20 protein-coding genes and 1 other RNA gene are annotated in these 20,213 nt (G+C 38.7%); 8 read left to right on the forward strand and 13 right to left on the reverse strand.

Annotated elements, in window-relative coordinates:
- Positions 1-98: 98 nt before the first annotated feature.
- Positions 99-1,361, reverse strand: a complete 1,263-nt coding sequence (locus tag ME5_RS00635) for an OpgC family protein (protein ID WP_008037442.1) — start codon at positions 1,359-1,361, stop codon at positions 99-101.
- Positions 1,362-1,580: 219 nt separating this feature from the next.
- Between ME5_RS00635 and ME5_RS00640 the strand changes: the two genes are divergently transcribed.
- The 4 genes from ME5_RS00640 (at position 1,581) to ME5_RS00655 (ending at position 4,697) form a co-directional block, all read left to right on the forward strand.
- The gene (locus ME5_RS00640) at positions 1,581-2,240 is read left to right on the forward strand and encodes a thiamine phosphate synthase (RefSeq protein WP_008037444.1); all 660 of its coding nucleotides are present in this window, start codon (positions 1,581-1,583) and stop codon (positions 2,238-2,240) included.
- Positions 2,237-3,220 (forward strand): tetratricopeptide repeat protein, encoded by a 984-nt coding sequence (locus tag ME5_RS00645; protein ID WP_008037446.1) that lies wholly within the window; start codon positions 2,237-2,239, stop codon positions 3,218-3,220. The genes ME5_RS00640 and ME5_RS00645 overlap by 4 nt, the downstream gene beginning before the upstream one ends.
- A 108-nt stretch (positions 3,221-3,328) precedes the next feature.
- Positions 3,329-3,892, forward strand: a complete 564-nt coding sequence (gene efp / locus ME5_RS00650; RefSeq protein WP_008037448.1) for an elongation factor P — start codon at positions 3,329-3,331, stop codon at positions 3,890-3,892.
- A gap of 13 nt (positions 3,893-3,905) precedes the next feature.
- Positions 3,906-4,697, forward strand: coding sequence for an inositol monophosphatase family protein (locus ME5_RS00655; RefSeq protein ID WP_008037449.1), 792 nt, complete (start codon positions 3,906-3,908; stop codon positions 4,695-4,697).
- A gap of 445 nt (positions 4,698-5,142) precedes the next feature.
- Here the strand turns inward: ME5_RS00655 and ME5_RS00660 are convergent, their stop codons facing one another.
- Positions 5,143-6,936 carry an ABC transporter transmembrane domain-containing protein gene (locus tag ME5_RS00660; protein ID WP_008037450.1) on the reverse strand — a complete coding sequence of 598 codons (1,794 nt, stop codon included), beginning with the start codon at positions 6,934-6,936 and terminating at the stop codon, positions 5,143-5,145.
- A 169-nt stretch (positions 6,937-7,105) separates the two neighbouring features.
- Here ME5_RS00660 and rpmE point away from each other — a divergent pair, with 169 nt between their 5' ends.
- The gene (gene rpmE, locus ME5_RS00665) at positions 7,106-7,327 is read left to right on the forward strand and encodes a 50S ribosomal protein L31 (RefSeq protein ID WP_008037457.1); all 222 of its coding nucleotides are present in this window, start codon (positions 7,106-7,108) and stop codon (positions 7,325-7,327) included.
- A 229-nt stretch (positions 7,328-7,556) separates the two neighbouring features.
- On the opposite strand, the gene ME5_RS00670 is transcribed toward rpmE, so the two are convergent.
- From ME5_RS00670 to ME5_RS00705, 9 genes are all read right to left on the reverse strand, one after another.
- A complete protein-coding gene (locus ME5_RS00670; RefSeq protein WP_008037458.1) occupies positions 7,557-8,303 on the reverse strand; it encodes a YebC/PmpR family DNA-binding transcriptional regulator in 747 nt (248 codons plus the stop codon).
- Between the two features lie 138 nt (positions 8,304-8,441).
- Positions 8,442-9,263: a TIGR00282 family metallophosphoesterase gene (locus ME5_RS00675; RefSeq protein ID WP_008037460.1), complete on the reverse strand. Its 822-nt coding sequence runs from the start codon at positions 9,261-9,263 to the stop codon at positions 8,442-8,444.
- Between the two features lie 20 nt (positions 9,264-9,283).
- Complete coding sequence (locus ME5_RS00680) at positions 9,284-9,871, reverse strand: 5-formyltetrahydrofolate cyclo-ligase (RefSeq protein ID WP_245256467.1); 588 nt, start codon at positions 9,869-9,871, stop codon at positions 9,284-9,286.
- 364 nt (positions 9,872-10,235) lie between these two features.
- A non-coding RNA gene (ssrS, locus tag ME5_RS10245) (6S RNA) lies at positions 10,236-10,396 on the reverse strand.
- A gap of 254 nt (positions 10,397-10,650) precedes the next feature.
- Positions 10,651-11,337 (reverse strand): tetratricopeptide repeat protein, encoded by a 687-nt coding sequence (locus ME5_RS00685; protein WP_245256468.1) that lies wholly within the window; start codon positions 11,335-11,337, stop codon positions 10,651-10,653.
- Positions 11,338-11,586: 249 nt separating this feature from the next.
- Positions 11,587-11,712, reverse strand: coding sequence for a type B 50S ribosomal protein L36 (gene ykgO, locus ME5_RS00690; RefSeq protein ID WP_008037464.1), 126 nt, complete (start codon positions 11,710-11,712; stop codon positions 11,587-11,589).
- 168 nt (positions 11,713-11,880) lie between these two features.
- Complete coding sequence (locus ME5_RS00695; protein WP_008037466.1) at positions 11,881-12,954, reverse strand: 5-(carboxyamino)imidazole ribonucleotide synthase; 1,074 nt, start codon at positions 12,952-12,954, stop codon at positions 11,881-11,883.
- Entirely contained in the window at positions 12,941-13,468 is a 528-nt protein-coding gene (purE, locus tag ME5_RS00700; protein WP_008037468.1) for a 5-(carboxyamino)imidazole ribonucleotide mutase, read from the reverse strand. Before purE ends, ME5_RS00695 begins: the two co-directional genes overlap by 14 nt.
- A gap of 21 nt (positions 13,469-13,489) precedes the next feature.
- Entirely contained in the window at positions 13,490-13,693 is a 204-nt protein-coding gene (locus tag ME5_RS00705) for a YdcH family protein (protein ID WP_008037470.1), read from the reverse strand.
- A gap of 242 nt (positions 13,694-13,935) precedes the next feature.
- On the opposite strand from ME5_RS00705, the gene ME5_RS10250 reads away from it, so the two are divergent.
- The 3 genes from ME5_RS10250 (at position 13,936) to ME5_RS00715 (ending at position 16,117) form a co-directional block, all read left to right on the forward strand.
- Positions 13,936-14,106, forward strand: a complete 171-nt coding sequence (locus ME5_RS10250; protein ID WP_008037472.1) for a YdcH family protein — start codon at positions 13,936-13,938, stop codon at positions 14,104-14,106.
- Between the two features lie 199 nt (positions 14,107-14,305).
- Positions 14,306-15,304 carry an NAD(P)H-quinone oxidoreductase gene (locus tag ME5_RS00710; RefSeq protein ID WP_008037474.1) on the forward strand — a complete coding sequence of 333 codons (999 nt, stop codon included), beginning with the start codon at positions 14,306-14,308 and terminating at the stop codon, positions 15,302-15,304.
- Positions 15,305-15,439: 135 nt separating this feature from the next.
- The gene (locus ME5_RS00715; RefSeq protein ID WP_008037475.1) at positions 15,440-16,117 is read left to right on the forward strand and encodes a DUF1013 domain-containing protein; all 678 of its coding nucleotides are present in this window, start codon (positions 15,440-15,442) and stop codon (positions 16,115-16,117) included.
- A 1,568-nt stretch (positions 16,118-17,685) separates the two neighbouring features.
- On the opposite strand, the gene ME5_RS00720 is transcribed toward ME5_RS00715, so the two are convergent.
- The gene (locus ME5_RS00720) at positions 17,686-18,813 is read right to left on the reverse strand and encodes a porin (protein WP_008037476.1); all 1,128 of its coding nucleotides are present in this window, start codon (positions 18,811-18,813) and stop codon (positions 17,686-17,688) included.
- 263 nt (positions 18,814-19,076) lie between these two features.
- Positions 19,077-20,105, reverse strand: a complete 1,029-nt coding sequence (locus tag ME5_RS00725; RefSeq protein ID WP_008037477.1) for a class I fructose-bisphosphate aldolase — start codon at positions 20,103-20,105, stop codon at positions 19,077-19,079.
- Positions 20,106-20,213 lie beyond the last annotated feature (108 nt).

Raw genomic sequence — 20,213 nt, forward strand, 5'->3', positions numbered from 1 at the left:
TCATCATGAGAAAAAGACATGCACAAATAAATTATGTTTCGCAATATAATCCTTAAGCCAAGGTTAACGCGAAAGAACGTCAAAAATTTGACGATGCTTTACGCATCTTGAAGAGAATTGTCCGTGTTCTTTTTTGGGTCAACATATGTATGATGCGTTATACGCATTTTAGGTTCCAATATGAGATGGTCTTGCTGCGCGGTTTGGATAAGGCTTTTTTCAGTGACCTTGTCTTTTGGCAAAGGAAGCTTGGCTTTCATTTGCAAAGTGGCAATTTTTACCCATTCAAGATAATAAGCAACGGCAAATTGAATAACAAGCCCCGTAGCAATCAAGAGCGTATCATAATAAAAACCACTTGGATGAACTGTTTTTAACACTTGTCCCCCCATAGCCAAAATCGTCCCTGTGACAAATACTGCAAGACCATGTTTACCAAGAATGGCTAAAGGGTTTAGTGGGGAGAGTGCTGCCAAACGATTAATTTGCGGGATCATAACCACAACATAAGCCAGAGATAAAATATGCAAAAGACGGGGGATACTGACAAATGTTTTGTTAAATCCTGTTAAGGTTGAAGGCATCCCCATTGTCGGATTGATCCACCACCAACTCAAACGAACCCATAATAAAGAAAGAATAAGATAGGTAATGGCACTAATAAGCAAAAGAGGGTGATAAAATAACCGTCCATCTTTTTTAATTTTAATAATTGAAACCAACCCAATAACAAATACCAATTGCCAAGATAAGGGATTGAGGAACCACAAACCTTTTGTCGGGTAATTATGTGGTGCCAAACCATAAAAGCCAGCAATGAGATAAAGACCTATAGAAAGCAACACTAAAAGCTTCATGCTTTTATGCGCTAAATAAAGCATAAAAGGCGCAAAAAGCATCAATACCATATAAAGCGATAAAATATTATTATACCCAAGCTGATGACCAAGTGTCACAATACCTAAAAGTGCTTGTGCTGGTTCTTTGAGCAGGGTTGGAATATTGTTAACACGCAAAAGCTCAGGATGGCTGAAAAAAATAGCCGCTGATATAAAAATTGCTAAACTTATAAGCGTTGTTAATATATGTGTTGAATAAAGCGTCGCACTGCGCCGCCAAAGTTTCAGAGCAACAAAAAGCCGATTTTCACCGCTAAATTTTGTACCATAAGCAAGACCAACAGCAATACCCGATATTAAAACAAAAGCTTCAGTCGAATCAGAAAAGCCCAAATTTTTATGCGTGATCCATCCGTAAATAGTCCCTGGCACGTGATTGATAAAGATTGTTAATAAAGCAAGCGCTCTAAAAACATCAATCCGTGTATCTCTGGTTTGTGGCACAAATTGCTTCATAGGCATCAGACCCTTAAGGTTTCTTTTGCGGCAATCACCGCATTTGGCACCATAGATAACTGATTATGCGACAAAAAGGAGTCGAAATTGCATTCCATACGATCACTTTTCCTTCCATCTTGAAATCATTGGTCGGATCAATTGAAATTATGATAAGAAAAGATTAGGGGATGAAATGATACACTTGCCCTAATTCATCCTTTTTAATGCGATAAGAAATCTATCATGAGTAAAGACCAAAAAACTATTCAGCCACGTCTCATTTTAACACTTAATGTACGTCGTTCCATAGACAAAAAATTACTTGCTTCTCTCTTAGAGCAGGGAAAGTTTGCCAGTGTCATTCTTTATGAGCAAAACTGCGATGAGTTTTTTTTACAAAAAAAGGCTGAAGAATATATAGAGATGATTCAATCCAAAAATCTTGCTGCCCTTATTGCAAACGATAGCCGCATTGCAGGGCGTGTCAAAGCTGACGGTGTGCATATCGAAACCAAAGGAGATGATTTACGTCTGATCTTGGAAAGCAAGCATAACACAATGATTAAAGGTGTTGGCAATATACGTGACCGCCATAGCGCAATGGAAATAGGTGAATATGAACCCGATTATTTGTTTTTCGGTAAATTAGGAGCCGATCAAAAGCCTGATCCCCATCCGCGCAATCTTACACTTGGGCAATGGTGGGCGCATTTGATGGAAATCCCAGCGATTGTTCAAGCAGGAACAGAGATTGAAAGCCTCAATCAGGTTTTAGAAACAAAGGCAGAATTTATTGCTATAGAAAATCTTCTTTTTCAATCTGAAACACCAGAAAACACCCTTAATGCACTTCATACAAAAATGCAGCATTGGCATGAAAATTTTGAGGACATAGTAGAATGAAAAAACTTGCGCTTTTATGTCTATCACCTGTTTTTTTTATCACTTTAACGCAATTTATTATGGCGCAATCTAACGACACCCCACAAAAAGGCGCAAAACCAACGGCAAGACCACAAGCAAAAAATGAATTTGTGTTAAAATCAGGAGAATATGATAGCGCCTATGACAATTATATTGCAGGAAATTATTTAACTGCCTTTACCGAAGCCCTTGAAAGAGCAGAAAATGGTGATCCGACAGCACAAACACTTGTTGGCCGTATGTACAGTGAAGGCTATGCTGTCTCACTTGATGGAGCGCGTGCAGCACTTTGGTTTGAACGTGCAGCAAAACAAGGTGATCCTCAAGCGCAACTGCGTTATGGCTTAATCCTCTTTAATGGCAAATTTGTCACTAAAAACCAGCAAGAAGGTGAAGATTATGTCCGCCGTGCTGCCAATGCGGGCGTGCCTGAAGCTTATTTTTATTATGGACAGCTTTTAATGAATAAAGTCCATATTGATGATGCATTGGATGTTGGTTTGACATGGTTTTTAAAAGGCGCATCTCTTGGGGATCCTGATGCAGCTTTTGCAGCAGCGCAAATCTTTGCACGCGGCACATCAAAACGACCACGCAATGATGACAATGCTAGAAAGTTAATGGAAGCAGCAGCAGCAAAAGATCATGTTCCCGCACAATTAATGCTTGCACGTTGGATGGTAGAAGGACGGGGTGGACCTCGAGATTATCAAGCAGCTTTTAATATTCTTCTTTCAAATGCGAGTAAAATGATTGCCCCAGCTCAAATCAATCTGGCTCGTCTTTACCGCGATGGTATTGGGACAAATGGTGACACAATAACAGCAGCTGCATGGTATATGGTCGCGCAGCAAGCCAAAATGGAAGCTCCTGATTTACAATCCATGCTGGAAGGCATGTCGGATGAACAACTTAAAAATGCTGAGCAAAAAGCCATCAAATTGATGCCAGTCCTTTAAAATGAAACACCCCTCTTGCACAAGGAGCGATTTTATGGTCTTGAAAATGCTGTAACAGCCTCATATTCAATGGCTATATTATTTATCATTAAATATCGGACGAAAATTATGAAAATTAATGGCAATGAAATTCGACCCGGAAACGTGATTGAGCATAATGGTGGCCTTTGGGCTGCGGTAAAATGCAATGCAGTTAAACCGGGAAAAGGTGGTGCTTTCAATCAGGTTGAATTAAAAAACCTCATTGATGGCACCAAACTTAATGAACGTTTCCGCGCAGCTGAAACTGTTGAAAAAGTAAGATTGGAACAAAAAGATTTCACATTTCTTTATGAACAAGGTGACACACTTGTTTTTATGGATTCAGAAACTTATGCTCAGCTTGAACTTCAAAAAGATTTTGTCGGCGACCGTGCAGCGTTTTTGCAAGATGGTATGACGGTGACCGTGGAACTTTATGAAGAAAAACCCATTGGTATATCACTTCCAGATCATGTCACGTTGACAATTACTGAAGCAGATCCTGTGGTTAAAGGACAGACTGCGGCTTCATCATATAAGCCAGCAATTTTAGAAAATGGCATCCGTATTTTGGTTCCTCCCTTTATCTCATCAGGCGAAAAAATTATCGTCGATACGAACGAACTCATTTATCTGCGTCGTGCAGATTAAAAGGTCTTAAACTATGGCGCGTTCTGCGATTATGAATGTTATGGTGCAAGCGGCTATGAAAGCTGGCCGCTCGCTCGCCCGCGATTATGGTGAAGTACAAAATCTTCAGGTTTCTTTAAAAGGACCCGCAGATTATGTTAGTCAAGCTGATCGCAAGGCAGAAGATATTGTTAAAAATGAATTGATAAAAGCACGCCCTGATTATGGTTTCTTGATGGAAGAATCAGGAGAAATTATCGGTGCGGATACACAACATCGTTTTATTGTTGATCCTCTTGATGGAACAACCAATTTTCTACACGGTATTCCATTTTTTGGTGTTTCCATAGCAATGGAACGTCAAGGACAAGTCGTCGCTGGTGTTATTTATAATCCAGCATTAGATGAATTGTTTACGGCAGAACGTGGCGGCGGTGTTTTTCTCAATGATCGTCGCATGCGTGTTGCTGGGCGACGCAAGTTAGAAGATTGTGTAATTGGGACTGGTGTCCCTCATCTTGGCCGCGGTCAACACGGTCATTATTTAATAGAATTGCGCAATGTCATGAGCGAGGTTGCAGGCATTCGCCGCATGGGCGCAGCAGCACTTGATCTTGCTTATGTTGCAGCAGGTCGTCTTGATGGTTTTTGGGAAGATGATCTTCAACCATGGGATATGGCTGCTGGCATGCTTATGGTGCGAGAGGCTGGAGGCTTTGTCACTGACAAAGACAATGGTCAAAATATCTTTGAGAAAAAAAATATTATTGCAGGCAATGAGCTGATTCACGCTGCTTTAATGAAAACCTTAAAAAAACCGCTTTAAAACACGAAACCTGCCGGCATTATTGAACGGCAGGATCGTTTTATCTTAATCTTTAAAATTTATCATCTTCAACATATTTTTCATCTGACATAATCTTTTTATATTGCCACACATTTTGTATCGTAAAAATTGTGGTGTTTCATGATATTTAATCAGTGTTATGAGAATTACGCACATAGAAATCAAACATCTCATCCGTTACAAAGATTTTTATCTTACTTGAAAAGATCTAAAACAGTTTTTTTAAAAAATATGAAAGATGTTGATCATGGATAAGATTACAAAAGGCTTTTATTCCCCTTTAATGCAGAAGAGCACCATTTGATCTTAAACTAAAAATACCGTCAATGCTTAAAGAGACTTAAAAAGATCAGATCATTGCGCGGCAAAAAATGGGCAAACACAAATTATAAATCAAAGAGAATTTTGAAGCTTTCAACAATATTTAATGCGAAAATTGTAATTTTGCCAAACGCGCATAAAGACCATTTTTAGCGACAAGCTCATCATGTGTTCCTTGTTCTACAATTATGCCACCATCAATAACTAAAATACGATCTGCTTTTAAAATTGTTGCCAAACGATGTGCAATGACCAACGTTGTGCGGCCTTCCATCAATCTCTCTAAGGATTTTTGAACCAGCATTTCGCTTTCTGCATCAAGAGCTGATGTTGCCTCATCAAGCAACAATAAGGGTGCATCACGTAAAAGAGCACGTGCAATGGCGATACGCTGTTTTTGTCCACCTGAAAGTGTTATACCACGTTCACCAACTTGCGTTTCAAAGCCATCTTTTAAAGCAAAAATAAAATCCGTTGCATTGGCTGCTTTTGCGGCGGCTTCAATTTGACGGTCATCGGCATTTTCACATCCAAAAGCAATATTCTCACGCAATGTTCCATTAAAAATCGCAACATCTTGAGGCACATAGGCAATACGCATTCGTAAATCATGAGGATCAGCTTTGGTCACATCTATCCCATCAAATGAGATAATTCCTTTTTGTGGATCATAAAAGCGTAAAATTAATGAAAAAATTGTGCTTTTACCTGCGCCAGAAGGACCGACAAAGGCAATTTTTTCACCAGCTTTTACTGAAAACGAAAAATTCTTTAAAGCAGGCTGAGTTAAACGCGTTGGATAGGCAAAATCAACATGATCAAATTGCACGGCGCCTTTTGCAGGATGTGGCATTTTTAAAGGTGTAGACGGTTTAATAACATCAGATTTTTCAACTAAAATTTCAGCCAACCTTTCTGCCGCTCCTGATGCTTGCGCAAGCTCAGCCCCCACTTCTGATAATTGTCCAAACGCACTTGCACCAAAAACAGCATAAAGGACAAATTGTCCTAAAGTTCCTGGTGTCATCGTGTTGTGTAAAACATCATTTGATCCAATCCACAGCACTGCTACAACACTGCTAAACACTAAAAATATTGCAAAACCTGTTAAAAAAGCACGCGATAATATTGATCCTTTTGCTGCTTGAAATGCACGATAAACAAGCAAAGAAAATCTCTTATTAATCTCTTTTTCTGCAGTAAAAGCCTGTATAGTGCGAATAGCACTGACCTGTTCAGACGCCAATGCGGTTGCATCCGCCAAGCGGTCTTGTGCCAAACGCGTTCTTAATCGAACCTTACGACCAAAAACAATAATAGGAATAACAATGATGGGAATGGCCACCAAAACCATGGCCGATAGTTTTGGACTGGTGACGGTCATCATAATGATGGCACCAACCGCCATAATCATATTGCGTAAGGAAACAGAAGCTGTTGCACCTACAGCCGATTTTATCTGTGTTGTATCCGCCGATAAACGGGAAATAATTTCTCCCGAATGAGAGCGATCAAAAAATTCGGGTGATAGTGTTGTGATATGGTGAAAAACATCACGACGCAAATCAGCGACAACATTTTCTCCAAGTGTGATGACAGAATAATAACGCCCCGCAGAAGCGAGCGCTAAAATTGCCGCCAACAAAAACAATACGCCAAAATAAGAATTTATCATGGTGCCATCACCATAAGAAAAACCATGGTCAAGCATGCGACGAATAGCAATAGGTAAAACTAACATCACAAGAGCGGCAACAATTAGTGAAACTGCGGCAGCAATCGCCAATTTTTTGTAACGCAATAGATAAGGTAATAATGTTGAAAGAGGACGCAAATTGCTTTTTTTGCGTTTTATTGTCTTATTTTCGGTATTTTTAGCGTCCGTCTGACTATCCATCTTTGATTGTGCCCTTGTGCTATTGCTCTTGCTGATGTATAGGCAACACCAGAATTTTTACAATTGTCTGGTTCATGTCCAGATTTTGTTTATCAAATATACAATCTTATCGCATTATGAAATTCAATCATGCGATATTTTGTTACAGTAAAAGCAGGAAGTTTGCGTCATGAAAGCTGATATTCATCCCGATTACCACACAATTAAAGTTGTAATGACAGATGGCACCGAATATTTCACCCGTTCAACATGGGGAAAAGAAGGTGATACACTGAACCTTGATATTGATCCCACAACACATCCAGCTTGGACAGGTGGATCACAAACGCTGGTTGATCGTGGTGGTCGCGTTTCCAAGTTTAAAAATCGATTTGGAAATCTTGGTATTTAATATAATACGCCTAAGCGTTGAACGAATCAAAAACCCGCTTACAAGCGGGTTTTTTATTTGTTTTCTTTGAAACATCACAATGATTGAGCATTTAAAAATGTTCAGCTTATTTTTTGCACCTTTAATATAAAACCACACGATGTGTGAGAAAAAGGCATATTAAAATGAGTAAAAAGACGCCTTTTAAAAAGAGCGTCTTTTTGCATGAAAATTGCCTATAGAAAAACATTTAAGCAGATAGTTTTGCTAAAACTTCATCACTGACTTCAAAATTAGCATAAACATTTTGCACATCGTCATCATCTTCAAGCGTAGAAATCAATCTTAAAACAGATTGCGCTTTTTCTTCATCAACAGCGGCACCCGTTGTTGGTTTCCATACAGTTTTAATTGATTCGGCTTCACCTAATGCTGTTTCAAGCGCTTTTGAAACCTCTCCAATATCTTCAAAAGCACAAATGATAACATGGCCTTCTTCGTCAGATTGGACATCTTCTGCCCCTGCTTCAATGGCTGCTTCCATAACCGTGTCATTGTCACCAGCGTCAACCTTATAGATAATTTCACCCACACGATTAAACATAAAGCCAACTGAACCCGTTTCCCCTAAAGCTCCTCCAGATTTTGTAAAGGCTGCGCGCACATTTGAGGCTGTACGGTTACGATTATCTGTTAAAGCTTCAACAATAACAGCCACCCCAGCTGGTCCGTAACCTTCATAGCGCACTTCATCATAATTTTCTGCGTCACCACCTGATGCTTTTTTAATCGCGCGTTCAATATTATCTTTTGGCATAGACTGTGATTTCGCGTTCTGTACAGCCAATCGCAATCGCGGATTCATTGCTGGATCTGGTGCACCCTGCTTCGCAGCAACAGTGATTTCACGAGCAAGTTTAGAGAACATTTTGGAGCGCATCGCATCCTGACGACCTTTACGATGCATGATATTTTTAAATTGTGAATGGCCTGCCATGGCTCACCTTTCAGATTTTGCGACAAAGAGGCATATCTTTATAACAAAGGACTATCTCTGCCGAACAGTGTTTCTTATTCTGAACATCTCTCTTATACGAAAAACACTTTTAAAGGTAAAGAGAGACACAAGCCCAACTCACCAGAAATCAGGCATAATTTTTTGCAAGCGTGGGCCAATACGTAACGGACTGACTTTTTCAGCAAGACCCGTCTTATCGGATATTTCAACGGCCAATCCGCAAATGGTTGCGGGTCCATGAGCAGGCTCATAACGACCACGAGGAATTTTTGTGACAAAACGATTGAGCGGTTCTTCCTTATCCATTCCAAGGGAAGAATCATAATCTCCACACATGCCCGCATCCGACATATAAGCCGTGCCACCATTTAAAATTTGTGCATCGGCTGTCGGAATATGGGTGTGTGTTCCAACAACAACACTGACACGCCCATCAAGAAAATGACCAAAACATTGTTTTTCACTTGTCGCTTCAGCATGAAAATCAAAAATTGCAGCGTCCACATGCTCACCTAGAGGACAATCCCCAATGATTTTTTCTGCTGTCTCAAAAGGATCATCAAGATCAGGATGCATAAAGACACGCCCCATAACATTGGCAACCAAAATACGCGCACCATTTTTAGCTGTGTAAATGCCTGATCCCTTACCCGCTGTCCCTCGTGGAAAGTTCGCTGGCCTTAAAAAGGCGTCGGCATAATTGGCATAATTCAATGTTTCTTTCTGATCAAATGCATGATTGCCTGTCGTAACAACATCGGCGCCTGCTTCTAATGTTTCATGATAAATACGCTCAGTAATGCCAAAGCCAGAAGCCGCATTTTCACCGTTCACAACGACAAAATCCAGTTGCAACTTTTCAATCAAAAGCGGCAGTTTTTCAAAAACGGCCACGCGCCCTGTTTTGCCAACCATATCGCCTAAAAATAAAAATCTCATTGAACCTTTGTAAACATAAATTAAAAAATGCGCAAACCGCTTTCCGTCCAAATCATATTTAAAGGCACATCATGGGTTTCAGCAGGAATAACGGCAAATTTTTGACAGTCAAAAGCAAGACCAATCAATAAAGGTTTATGTCCCATTTTGTTCATATCCTTCAAAGCTCGATCATAAAATCCTTTGCCATAACCAAGACGATTGCCTTGATCATCAAAAGCTGAAAGCGGCATCAAAATAAGATCCGGAATAACACAAGCAGAATTTTGTGAAGGACCATATGTACCAAAGCCAACATCAATCAAAACACTGTCTTCATCATATAAGCGAAATATCATTGTGTGTTCATCGATAAGTGCTGGAAGGGCGCATTGTAAGCCTTCTTTTTTGAGAGCGTCTAACAAGGGGCGTGGATCAATTTCACTACGTATTGGCCAAAACCCTGCTATGATTCTTTTATCTTTTAAAAACGGCTTCAATACATCTCTTTGGTATGCAAGCTTTTTTGAAATTTCCAAACGTTCTTCAAATGCCATTGCATCACGGCGTTTTAACGCATCCAAACGAAGATTTTTTTTATTATTCACCATACGCATATTATTTTTCAAAAAAATTACTGCTTAAAATAACATCATTTTTCGATGTATTTTCATAAAAATAAACAGCAATTTGACCAAATATTTAATAATGATCTTAGCAACATATGTTTAATATGTGATATTTAATCCATTATCATGGCTCATCAATACCAAAAATCTTGCAAGCTGATGTGTAGTGAAATGTAAAAGTGTATAATAAGTTTTTTCACCAATGATCATAGTTCTTTTATAAACAACGACCATCATCTCACACGATAGACCAACACGGTGCGTAAAATACCTAAAAGAATATTCTATAATAAAAGGGCTCTCATCATAAGATTTCTTTTTTAAAATGATTTCTTAAAACTTGATGATTCCTTATATAAAGAAAGTGCGAACCACAGCAACCGATGGACTCATTTTGATCCCGGGTACCTACAAAGTAGGTGGGCACCATATGAGAAGGCTCACGAGCCTTCCCAGGGACAGTTCCCTTAGAGATCAGTAAGGCCCCGGGGATGCAGTTGTTCCTGTCGAGAAGCGCAGAACGCAAAAACCAATATAGTATAATTTATCAAATTTACCAGTGCAGAAAATGAACAAGATTTAAGCTAAATTTTTAAAACAGTGATGAAATAGATCCTATTCTTAAAAGCAATTTCTTATAAGATAAAATCTTCTGATGATAATCAACTTTTTAAAAAGGCGAACCAGTGAACATCATTTCAAATATAATAAGCATTACTACAATCTTATCAATAAAAAGGAGATAAATTTAAGGATCTGCAATGGATCAAAGACGTCATTTATATTGCTTGAGGTGTTTCTGCTTCCAAAATTTCACCCACGCGATTTTGCGCCCTACGCATTTGGGGATAATAATTAAGCGCGTCTTCATAAGCTTTTAACGCCAATTGTTTGCGATCCGTCATTTCCATAATAGATCCTAAAAGCATAAGCGCATTATAATTGCGCGGCTCCAAACGTAATGCTTCATTAAGATCGAACATGGCAAGTTTAAGATCATTTAGCTGCATATGAACCGCAGCACGCCGCATCCAACCTTCGGCATAATCAGGCTTTAAAGCCACAATATTATCTAAAAAATCAAGGGCAAGCGCATAATTTTGTTCATAAATGCCATCTTCAGCCCATTGCATCATTAAATCCACCGCATCACTTCCCGACTGGCTCCAAAGTCCTTGAATTTGACGGCTAATTTTTAAAGCATCATTGACATTCGCCGTTTTTTTTAAAACAGAAAACAACCGATCAAGCTCTGCTTTTTTACGTTCCGCTGCATTTTGATCTTTGCCAAGATCAGGCAATACTTCATCCGGGTTAGGCTTTTCAGGAATAATTTCTTCAGGCGACAGCACTGGTGCGTCAGGATCTTCTTGTGGCGGAAGCTCAGGCAAACCTTGAGCATAAACCTTCAAACAAAACACTCCAATGATCAAAGCAAGAAAAATAATTGAAAGCTTATTACGCATGAGACCAGTCACAAATTTCCAAAATATAATGCTTAAATATTATAAGAATAAACCAACATCACGCTAAATTAAAATTAAGGCAATGCGATGTTTTTCTCAATATTTATCTACAAAACATAAGCATATTGATCTTAAAAATGAGCTTTTATTTTTAATAAATGATAAATGAGAATGCATACAAAATATGAGACACATAAAATTGTGATTATAAAAAAGGCTCCTATTGGAGCCTTTTTTAAACGGTTAAAATCAACCTTGACGTGCTTTAAAACGTGGATTGGTCTTATTAATGATATAAACACGACCCTTACGGCGAACCATGCGGTTGTCGCGGTGACGCGCCATAAGCGCTTTAAGCGAATTTTTAATTTTCATTTTAATCACCTTTATACCCTCATTGGGGTAATTTTAAATTGAGGCAAAGTGAAATGGCTCAATTTCGAGCTAAAAATATATTATATAAGTAACGTATTATTTTGGTTCTTGTCAAGTGCAAATGATTCAAGTGACAGAGCTTTTGCCGCAACAAGATCATTATGATCCTTATTTTATAAGTCTGGTTATATGCCCCATTTTACGATTTGGGCGGCTTTCATCTTTCCCATAGATATGAATCAATGTTTGGGGTTCATTAAGAAGTGTTTCCCATTTAAAAACATCATCACCGATTAAATTTTCCATTATACAATTGCTATGACGATGTGGCTCACCCAAAGGTAATCCTGCCACAGCGCGCACATGATTTTCAAACTGAGAAATCAAACACGCCGCTTCTGTCCAATGTCCTGAATTATGGACGCGTGGAGCAAATTCATTGGCAATCACCGAACCATCTTCCATCACAAAAAATTCCACCCCAATCACCCCGATATAATCAAAAGCTTCAAGCACTTTTTGAGTGTATGCCTGTGCTTGAGTGATCGTTTTTTGAGACAAATTTGCAGGCACATGTGAACTGTGCAATATGCCATTTTGATGACGATTTTCGGGGCTATCATAAAAAACAGTTTTGCCATGACTATCACGCGCACCAATGACCGAAATTTCTTTTGTAAAAGGTACAAGCCCTTCCAAAATTGCGGGCGCATAAGAAATCATTTTTAAAATCTCTTCATCATCTATTTTTTCTGTCTGTTTTAAACGCACCTGCCCTTTCCCATCATAGCCAAAACGGCGAGTTTTTAAAATGGCATCACCACCTAATTCTTTCAAACCTTCAAGAAGCGATTGAGAAGTATCGATCAACCGCCAAGGTGCTGTTTCAATACCGAGTGCATTTAAAAATTGTTTTTCAAAATAACGATCCTGAGCGATATGCAGCGCTTTGGGATGAGGCTGAAGAATCGTTTTTTCTTTCAATCGATCCAATGCAGATGCTGGCACATTTTCAAACTCATAGGTAATGACGTGACACATTTTGGCCAATTCATCCAATGCTTTTTTATCATCGTAAGGCGCAATGATATGGTGCCATGCGATATCACCCGCTGGACAGTTTTGAGCTGGTTCTAAAATGATTGATCGAAATCCAAGCCGCGCGGCTGCCACTGACATCATCCGCGCCAGTTGACCACCACCAATAAAACCAATAGCGTCTCCGACTTTAAGACTGGCCATGTGAAGCCTCACTGGTTGTCATTTCATCAAAAGGAAATTCTGCCACTGCATCTGTTTGTTTTTGTCGCCATTCATCAAAACGTTGTGCCAATTGAACATCATAAATCGACAATATAGAAGCCGCCAATAAAGCTGCATTGATCGCCCCTGCTTTGCCAATTGCCAAAGTTCCAACGGGAATACCAGCGGGCATTTGGACAATAGATAGTAAAGAATCCTGCCCAGATAAAGCTCGTGATTGCACAGGCACACCTAAAACCGGCAAAGCGGTCATAGCCGCAGTCATACCCGGCAAATGGGCAGCGCCGCCTGCCCCCGCGATAATAATTTTAAAGCCTGCTTTTTTTGCGTTCTTTGAGAAATCAACCAAACGATCTGGTGTGCGATGAGCTGATATAATACGTGTTTCAAAGCCAATTTTAAGCTCCTTTAACGTATCAGCAGCATGGTGCATTGTATCCCAATCCGACTGGCTCCCCATGATTATGGCGATATCTTTTTGCTTTTCATTCATGGTTTATTCCTCATTCATGAATCAGGCGATAATGTCGGGAATAATCCGATCTTCAAGTTTATGAATACGATCTTTTAAATCCAATTTTTTCTTTTTCATACGTTGAACACAAAGACGATCAGAGCCTACCTTTATCATTGCCTCAATTGCAGCATCAAAATCGGCATGATCTTGCTTTAAGCGTGCAAGCGTTAATTTAATATCGGCCTGTTCCTGCTCGGACATGGTGGTCGTCCTCAAATTCTTTCATGAAATACCATACAAAGATTATGAAAATTTATGTGTTCATCTTCATAATTATTGCGCCTATATCATAATTTATGGATTTGCGGAAATTTTAAATCTCTCACTTTTTAAAATTATTTTTATTTATCGACAAACAATCATAAAGGTGCCAAATTTATTCTCTTGGATAAAAGACTACGAAAAATAAAAGTCCATGAGTGGAAACTAAAGGAGTTACTTTTATGGGAATTGAAGCACATATAGAAGCTATGGCACGCAAACATGAAGATCTTGAAACAAAAATTGAAGATGCTATTACCGCCCCTTCAATTGATGATTTGACGATCAGTGATCTCAAACGAAAAAAACTTATGCTCAAAGATGCTATCGAAAAATTGAAATCAGAATCTTAAAAAAGATCAGAAATTTATTAGCCTTTCTTGCAAAACAGCCCATAGTGAAATGGGTCTTTTAAGAGAGGCGTTTCAAGATTCTTTTTAAAAAAGTGACAAAATATAATTTTTTTCTTTTATGACATTCTACCTTTAAACATTATATTCAGTCGTAATACATTTCAAAAAACACAGAAATATCGTTTAAAGAAAGATACCAATGATTATACCCAAAATGATGCGCGCCATTTCCATAAGGGGCGCAGGTGGTCCTGAAGTTTTAAAACAGGTTCATATGCCTGTTCCATCAATCAAAGATGATGAAATTCTTATTCAAATTCATGCAGCGGGCGTCAATCGTCCTGATGTTGCACAAAGACAAGGCACGTATCCACCACCGCCTGATGCTTCACCTTTACCCGGTTTGGAAGTCGCTGGAAAAGTTGTCAATATAGGGAAAAATGTTTCACGGTTTCACTGTGGTGATCATGTGACAGCGCTTGTCGCAGGAGGCGGTTATGCCGAATATGTTTCGGTGGCAAGCAGCAATGCTTTACCCGTTCCAAAGGGGTTTAACTTTATTCAAGCAGCAGCATTGCCAGAAACTTTTTTTACCGTATGGAGTAATGTATTTGATCGTGGCAAACTTCAATCAGGGGATGTTTTTCTTGTTCACGGCGGCACTTCAGGCATTGGCACCACAGCCATTCAACTTGCGAAAGCTTTTGGCGCAAAAGTCATTGCAACAGCAGGTTCAAAACAAAAATGTGATGCATGTTTAAAACTTGGAGCTGATCTTGCGATTAATTATCGTGAACGAGATTTTGTTGAAGACATCCAAAACTATACGGATAAAAAAGGGGTAAATGTTATTCTTGATATGGTTGGCGGCGACTATGCAGAAAAGAATTATAAAATAGCCGCAAACGATGCCCATATTGTCCAAATTGCCGTCTTAAATGGCGCTAAGGCAAATGTTAATCTTGGATATCTCATGGTTAAACGCCTCATTCATACAGGATCAACTTTAAGAATTCGTGATACCGCCTTTAAAGCTGATATTGCAAAATCTCTTTATCAAAAAGTATGGCCCTTGCTTGAAGAGGGTAAAATTACACCAATCATTGATCAAGTCTTTTCACTAAACGATGTTGAAAAAGCACATGAACGTATGGAAACAAGCAAACATATTGGTAAAATTATTTTGAAAATTGTTTAATAAAGCTAAGGAACTTAGCAGTTTGACTTGTTGTTTTTTTATTTTCAGTTTATAAGAGCGCAAGAATTCCCGGAAAAAATGTGGTCTAATCCACGTCCCGCTATACCGGAGCGGGCGAATAAGAGGATATATGTCATGGCAATGCAACTTTTAATGCCCAAAGCGACCGCCGTATGGCTGGTTGATAATACCGCGCTTTCTTTTGACCAGATTGCAACTTTTTGCAAATTACACCCTCTTGAGGTAAAAGCCATTGCTGATGGTGAATCAGCACAAGGCATTAAAGGGCTGGATCCAATCAATACAGGACAATTGTCCCGTGATGAAATTGAACGAGGGGAAAAAGATCCCAATCACCGTTTAAAGCTTTCTGAACCCAAAGTGCGTATTCCTGAAAGTAAGCGAAAAGGTCCACGCTATACACCTCTTTCCAAGCGCCAAGATCGACCAAATGCAATTTTATGGTTGGTGCGCAACCACCCTGAATTAAAAGATGCACAAATTTCTCGTCTTATTGGCACAACAAAAGCCACAATTGAACAAATCCGTGAAAGGACGCATTGGAATTCAGCTAATTTGAGCCCGCTTGATCCTGTGACATTGGGATTATGCTCACAGATTGATCTTGATATTGAAGTTCAAAAAGCGATGAAAAATCGTCCAGCACCCGCGCCTGAAGACGGCACATTGCTTCCAGCATCGGCGACAGAAAATCTTGACATCAATTATGAGGACGAGCTTGATGCCGATAAGGTTTTTGCCAAACTATCTTCTTTAAAAAATGACAAGAATGACGAGACTTCAGATCAATAAAATTTAAACCGATTTATGGAATGTTAAGACGTCAAAGTCCTATAATGAGGACTTTGATAGCGTTTTTAAAGTCTAAATTACACTTAATACTGAATAAAATGATCACAGCAAAGTCATGATAATTTTGCATATAGTAGAATTATTTCCTGAGCCAAGCTGTGATTGTTTGATTTGATATATTAGCTCAAATTCAGTTATTGACCATTTGGAAATGCAGTTAGCGATCGGTCTTTATATTTCAAAAATATCCACTCATAATTTTTGTTCTTTTGATACACATGCTCAATTCTAGAAAATGGTAAATAGCCAGAGCGATCAATGTGCCTTCACGAATAAACTTTGCAAAAGCATTCTCACGCACTTTACGTGCCTCATCACTTTCTGAATCAAATATTATACTCGTGTTTGGATCGTTAAATTGGATCAGTCAATGAACGATGTCGCCAGAAAAGACGAGTTTTACATCGCCATTATTTAACGTATAAAATATGCTACAAGTTGTGTGTCCTGGATGCAGTGTTGCCATTATGACGGGAAGAATTTCTAAATTTCGTTGGAAAGAACGGTGTATTATTATTGCCTCAAGCTGTAGCAATAGGAGGTATAACACATGCAATATATTTATTTTCCCCATAAGGTCAATTGGTCATTAAAAAAATCGTTTCATCAAGCCTTTATAGACAAAAAAACGCAACTCTTTTCAAGAATATGACACATCGGCGCCTTTATTAACACAAGAAAAAGCCCAAAAAAGTTTAAGATTTTATATTCTTATGACGGTTTTTTAGTCATTTTCATGTTGCCGATTACGTTGCTGTCCCATGATCTTGCAAAGGTGATTGATCAAGTACTCTGTTTAACTGGCGCCCTAATGGCTTTAAGTGGTGTTATTATTGCCATTATTTTTTAGCCCGTATCCATTATCGCACTAAAAGCCTGTTGGAAGAATGAATTTACCCGCCTCAACAATCTTTGTCTTGGTGCTTTTTTATCAACTGTCGGTCTTACGGTACCCAGCATTCTTGGCATATCTTTGATCACCAAAGAACATATCTTAATGGGATTAAATCCGATTGAAATTTTACTATTTATGGCAACAATGGTAATTGCTTGTTTTCATTTTAGTGGCAAAGCGACGTCTTTTTTGGTTGAGATTGTCCATTTATGTATTTTTTTCGTTTATAGTGTAAGTTTATTTTTCCAATAAATCATAACAAAATAAGCACCATTTTTTCTGCTGTTCTTATACACTTCTGGACAGAAATAATAAAAAACGATTTTAAGAGCTCGTTTATGACAACGATATATAAGTGTTAAATCTTCAATAGTGCCATCATGACAATATTTTAAAGAAATAAAGTTTATAAAAATGAATGAGACCATTCTTCATATCAAGTTAATGAATAATTTCGTGAAGAATGAATATTTTTAAAAGGTGCATGAGTTTTTTGAAGAATAAGCATTCCTATATGCTATCATAAAAACTTGAAGACCATGTCCATAAAAATAAAGTATGACATAAAAAAGCTCCCAATGGGAGCTTTTTAAAATTATTGTGTTAGCCTTTATTAAAAATCACGTTGAATACGAAGTGCACCGCCTACACCATCAGAACCACGCAATTCTGAATGAAGATCATTCCATTTATGGTAGCTCACTTCAGGCATAACAGTTAAACCTGGTGTTAGCTCATAAGCAACGTTTGCAGTTGTATAGGTATTTCCTACACCTTCATAAGCCAATTGAAAGTTGCCAATGGCTTTAGGTGTGAATACATAAGATGCACCAAACCAACCGACCCATTTGCCGCCCCATGTACCGTAAAAACTATCAACCGCACGAACACCCTTACGACCATCCGTTATCAAGCTTGAAAGATCGTCAACATCTTCATAATAGGTTTCGTTCAAATCTTTATAAGCACCCATGACCCAAATGTTCAAACGGTCCGTAAGATTTAAGCTTACTTTTGCTTTACCAATCCAGGCTTCATTACGTGCATCATAAGCACCAGCACCTGTAATTGATCCCCAACCTTGATCAAATTTTGCACCAATCACAACATTTGGCGCATAATCATCAATTTGGCCGTTATAGTCTGTGTCTTCATTACCACCTTGTTCCAAAGAAACCATAGCAATAAGACCATTACCCATTGCATAGGTATATTGGATCATATTGGTACGATATGCACCACCTAATATGACGTCATCATTAATGAAATCACCATAGTAATCAAAAAATGTATTGATGGCGGACTCGTCAACACCAACATGCAAACCACCAAGTTCAATATACCCAAAACGAAGCTCTGATGTTGTTGAATCGGAACCATTATCAAAATCGGAACGAAACTCAATATGTGAGCGCAATGTGCCGAGCTCAGTCTCAGTCGCTGTTGCAAATAAAAGATGCGCACGAACTTCCGTTTGCCAAGTTTTCGGATTCAGATCAGAACGTCTACGAGCTGAGACATCTTTACCGCCACCAACTTGCGCATAAATGAATCCACCGACACGCATGCATGTGTCTGTTCCTGGAATATAAAAATATCCTTCACCATAGGCATCACAGACACGCACATATTCTACAGGTTCTGGCTCTGCAAGATAAACATCAGCGGCTTGTGCGCCAAGTGTTTGTGTGCCGATAACGGCAGAAGAAATAAACAAAATTTTTGTGAATTTATTAAACATCGTCCCAATACCTCGATTGTATCACTGGAGTTTATAAGATCTTCGTCTCATAAGATGTGTATTTGCGTTTCATTATACGCCCACCTTTTCCACCCCTGGACAAAAAGGAAGACATGATTTTTTGGATCATTTAATCAATATCCGTAAATTGCTTTACTGTATTTCAAAGGAAAATACTGTCACAAAAATGAAACACTTAATTTAAATAAGCCCAAAACAGAAGTTTTGGGCTTATAAATACTCTATACTGTTAAAAATACTTTTTAAGCAGACTTTTCTTCTTCTTTAGACCATTTGCCTAATGCTGCAAGATAATTCATTTTTGCACGATGGGTAAAGGCTTTTTGGCCCAATTCAATATTTTCACGCTTTCCACCCCATGCTTGGATCGCAGCTGCCTGCAATGCCCGACCATAAGAAAAAGTCACATTCCACGGCAAATTGCCAAGAGCATTAATTGCAGAAAGATGCGCTGTTGCTTCTTCATCTGATTGACCACCAGAAAGAAAAGCAATTCCTGGAACTGTAGCTGGCACTGTTGTTTTAAGAACATGCACTGTTTTTTGCGCCACTTCTTCCACAGAGGCTTTGCGAGCATTTTTACCATCAATAACCATATTAGGTTTTAAAATTATACCTTCCATTTTAACATTGGCGGCAAATAATTCATCAAAAACTGTATGTAAAACAAAATCCGTAACCTCATAGCAACGATCAATCGAATGATTGCCAGGCTTACCATCCATTAAAATTTCAGGTTCAATAATCGGTACGATTTGTGCTTCCTGACATAATGCGGCATAACGTGCCAAGGCTTGAGCATTTTGACGAACCGCACCACGCGTTGGCAAATGCGATTGATCAATAGCAATCACACCGCGCCATTTGGCAAAACGCGCTCCCAACTCATAATAGTCTTTTAAACGATTACGCAAACCGTCCAAACCCTCAGTAATGGTTTCATCGGCAAATGCGGCAAGAGGTTTAGCCCCTTCATCAACCTTAATTCCCGGTATCGACCCTGACGCTTTGATCAAATCGGTTAACATACGCCCGTCAGAAGCTTTTTGGCGAATGGTTTCATCATACAAGATGACGCCAGAAATATATTTTTCCATTGCTTCTTTGGCAGTAAATAATAATTCACGATAATCGCGACGCGTTTCTTCCGTTGATTGAAGATTAATAACATCAAAACGTGTTTTAATTGTACTTGTACTTTCATCGGCAGCAAGTATACCCTTGCCATTTGCCGTCAAAGCAATCGCAATATCTTCAAGACGTTCACTCATGACTCACATTCCTCTTTCTTTCAATTCAAGTTTAATAAAACAACATTCAAAACATAACCGCATTTTTTAAAGTCGTATTTTTTTGTTTATGATCTCAACAAACTCTAT

The organism is Bartonella tamiae Th239, assembly GCF_000278275.1.
GTDB lineage: Bacteria > Pseudomonadota > Alphaproteobacteria > Rhizobiales > Rhizobiaceae > Bartonella > Bartonella tamiae.

Bases quoted from the DNA above. Each gene is read 5' to 3' on its own strand.
- ME5_RS00645 (WP_008037446.1), top strand. From the start codon at position 2,237: ATGAAAAAACTTGCGCTTTTATGTCTATCACCTGTTTTTTTTATCACT.
- ME5_RS00720 (WP_008037476.1), bottom strand. From the start codon at position 18,813: ATGTTTAATAAATTCACAAAAATTTTGTTTATTTCTTCTGCCGTTATC.
- ME5_RS00655 (WP_008037449.1), top strand. From the start codon at position 3,906: ATGGCGCGTTCTGCGATTATGAATGTTATGGTGCAAGCGGCTATGAAA.
- ME5_RS10250 (WP_008037472.1), top strand. From the start codon at position 13,936: ATGGGAATTGAAGCACATATAGAAGCTATGGCACGCAAACATGAAGAT.
- ME5_RS00695 (WP_008037466.1), bottom strand. From the start codon at position 12,954: ATGGCCAGTCTTAAAGTCGGAGACGCTATTGGTTTTATTGGTGGTGGT.
- ME5_RS00660 (WP_008037450.1), bottom strand. From the start codon at position 6,936: ATGGATAGTCAGACGGACGCTAAAAATACCGAAAATAAGACAATAAAA.
- ME5_RS00635 (WP_008037442.1), bottom strand. From the start codon at position 1,361: ATGCCTATGAAGCAATTTGTGCCACAAACCAGAGATACACGGATTGAT.
- ME5_RS00710 (WP_008037474.1), top strand. From the start codon at position 14,306: ATGATTATACCCAAAATGATGCGCGCCATTTCCATAAGGGGCGCAGGT.
- purE (WP_008037468.1), bottom strand. From the start codon at position 13,468: ATGAATGAAAAGCAAAAAGATATCGCCATAATCATGGGGAGCCAGTCG.
- ME5_RS00685 (WP_245256468.1), bottom strand. From the start codon at position 11,337: ATGCGTAATAAGCTTTCAATTATTTTTCTTGCTTTGATCATTGGAGTG.
- ME5_RS00705 (WP_008037470.1), bottom strand. From the start codon at position 13,693: ATGTCCGAGCAGGAACAGGCCGATATTAAATTAACGCTTGCACGCTTA.
- ME5_RS00675 (WP_008037460.1), bottom strand. From the start codon at position 9,263: ATGAGATTTTTATTTTTAGGCGATATGGTTGGCAAAACAGGGCGCGTG.
- efp (WP_008037448.1), top strand. From the start codon at position 3,329: ATGAAAATTAATGGCAATGAAATTCGACCCGGAAACGTGATTGAGCAT.
- ME5_RS00670 (WP_008037458.1), bottom strand. From the start codon at position 8,303: ATGGCAGGCCATTCACAATTTAAAAATATCATGCATCGTAAAGGTCGT.
- ykgO (WP_008037464.1), bottom strand. From the start codon at position 11,712: ATGAAAATTAAAAATTCGCTTAAAGCGCTTATGGCGCGTCACCGCGAC.
- ME5_RS00725 (WP_008037477.1), bottom strand. From the start codon at position 20,105: ATGAGTGAACGTCTTGAAGATATTGCGATTGCTTTGACGGCAAATGGC.
- ME5_RS00715 (WP_008037475.1), top strand. From the start codon at position 15,440: ATGGCAATGCAACTTTTAATGCCCAAAGCGACCGCCGTATGGCTGGTT.
- rpmE (WP_008037457.1), top strand. From the start codon at position 7,106: ATGAAAGCTGATATTCATCCCGATTACCACACAATTAAAGTTGTAATG.
- ME5_RS00640 (WP_008037444.1), top strand. From the start codon at position 1,581: ATGAGTAAAGACCAAAAAACTATTCAGCCACGTCTCATTTTAACACTT.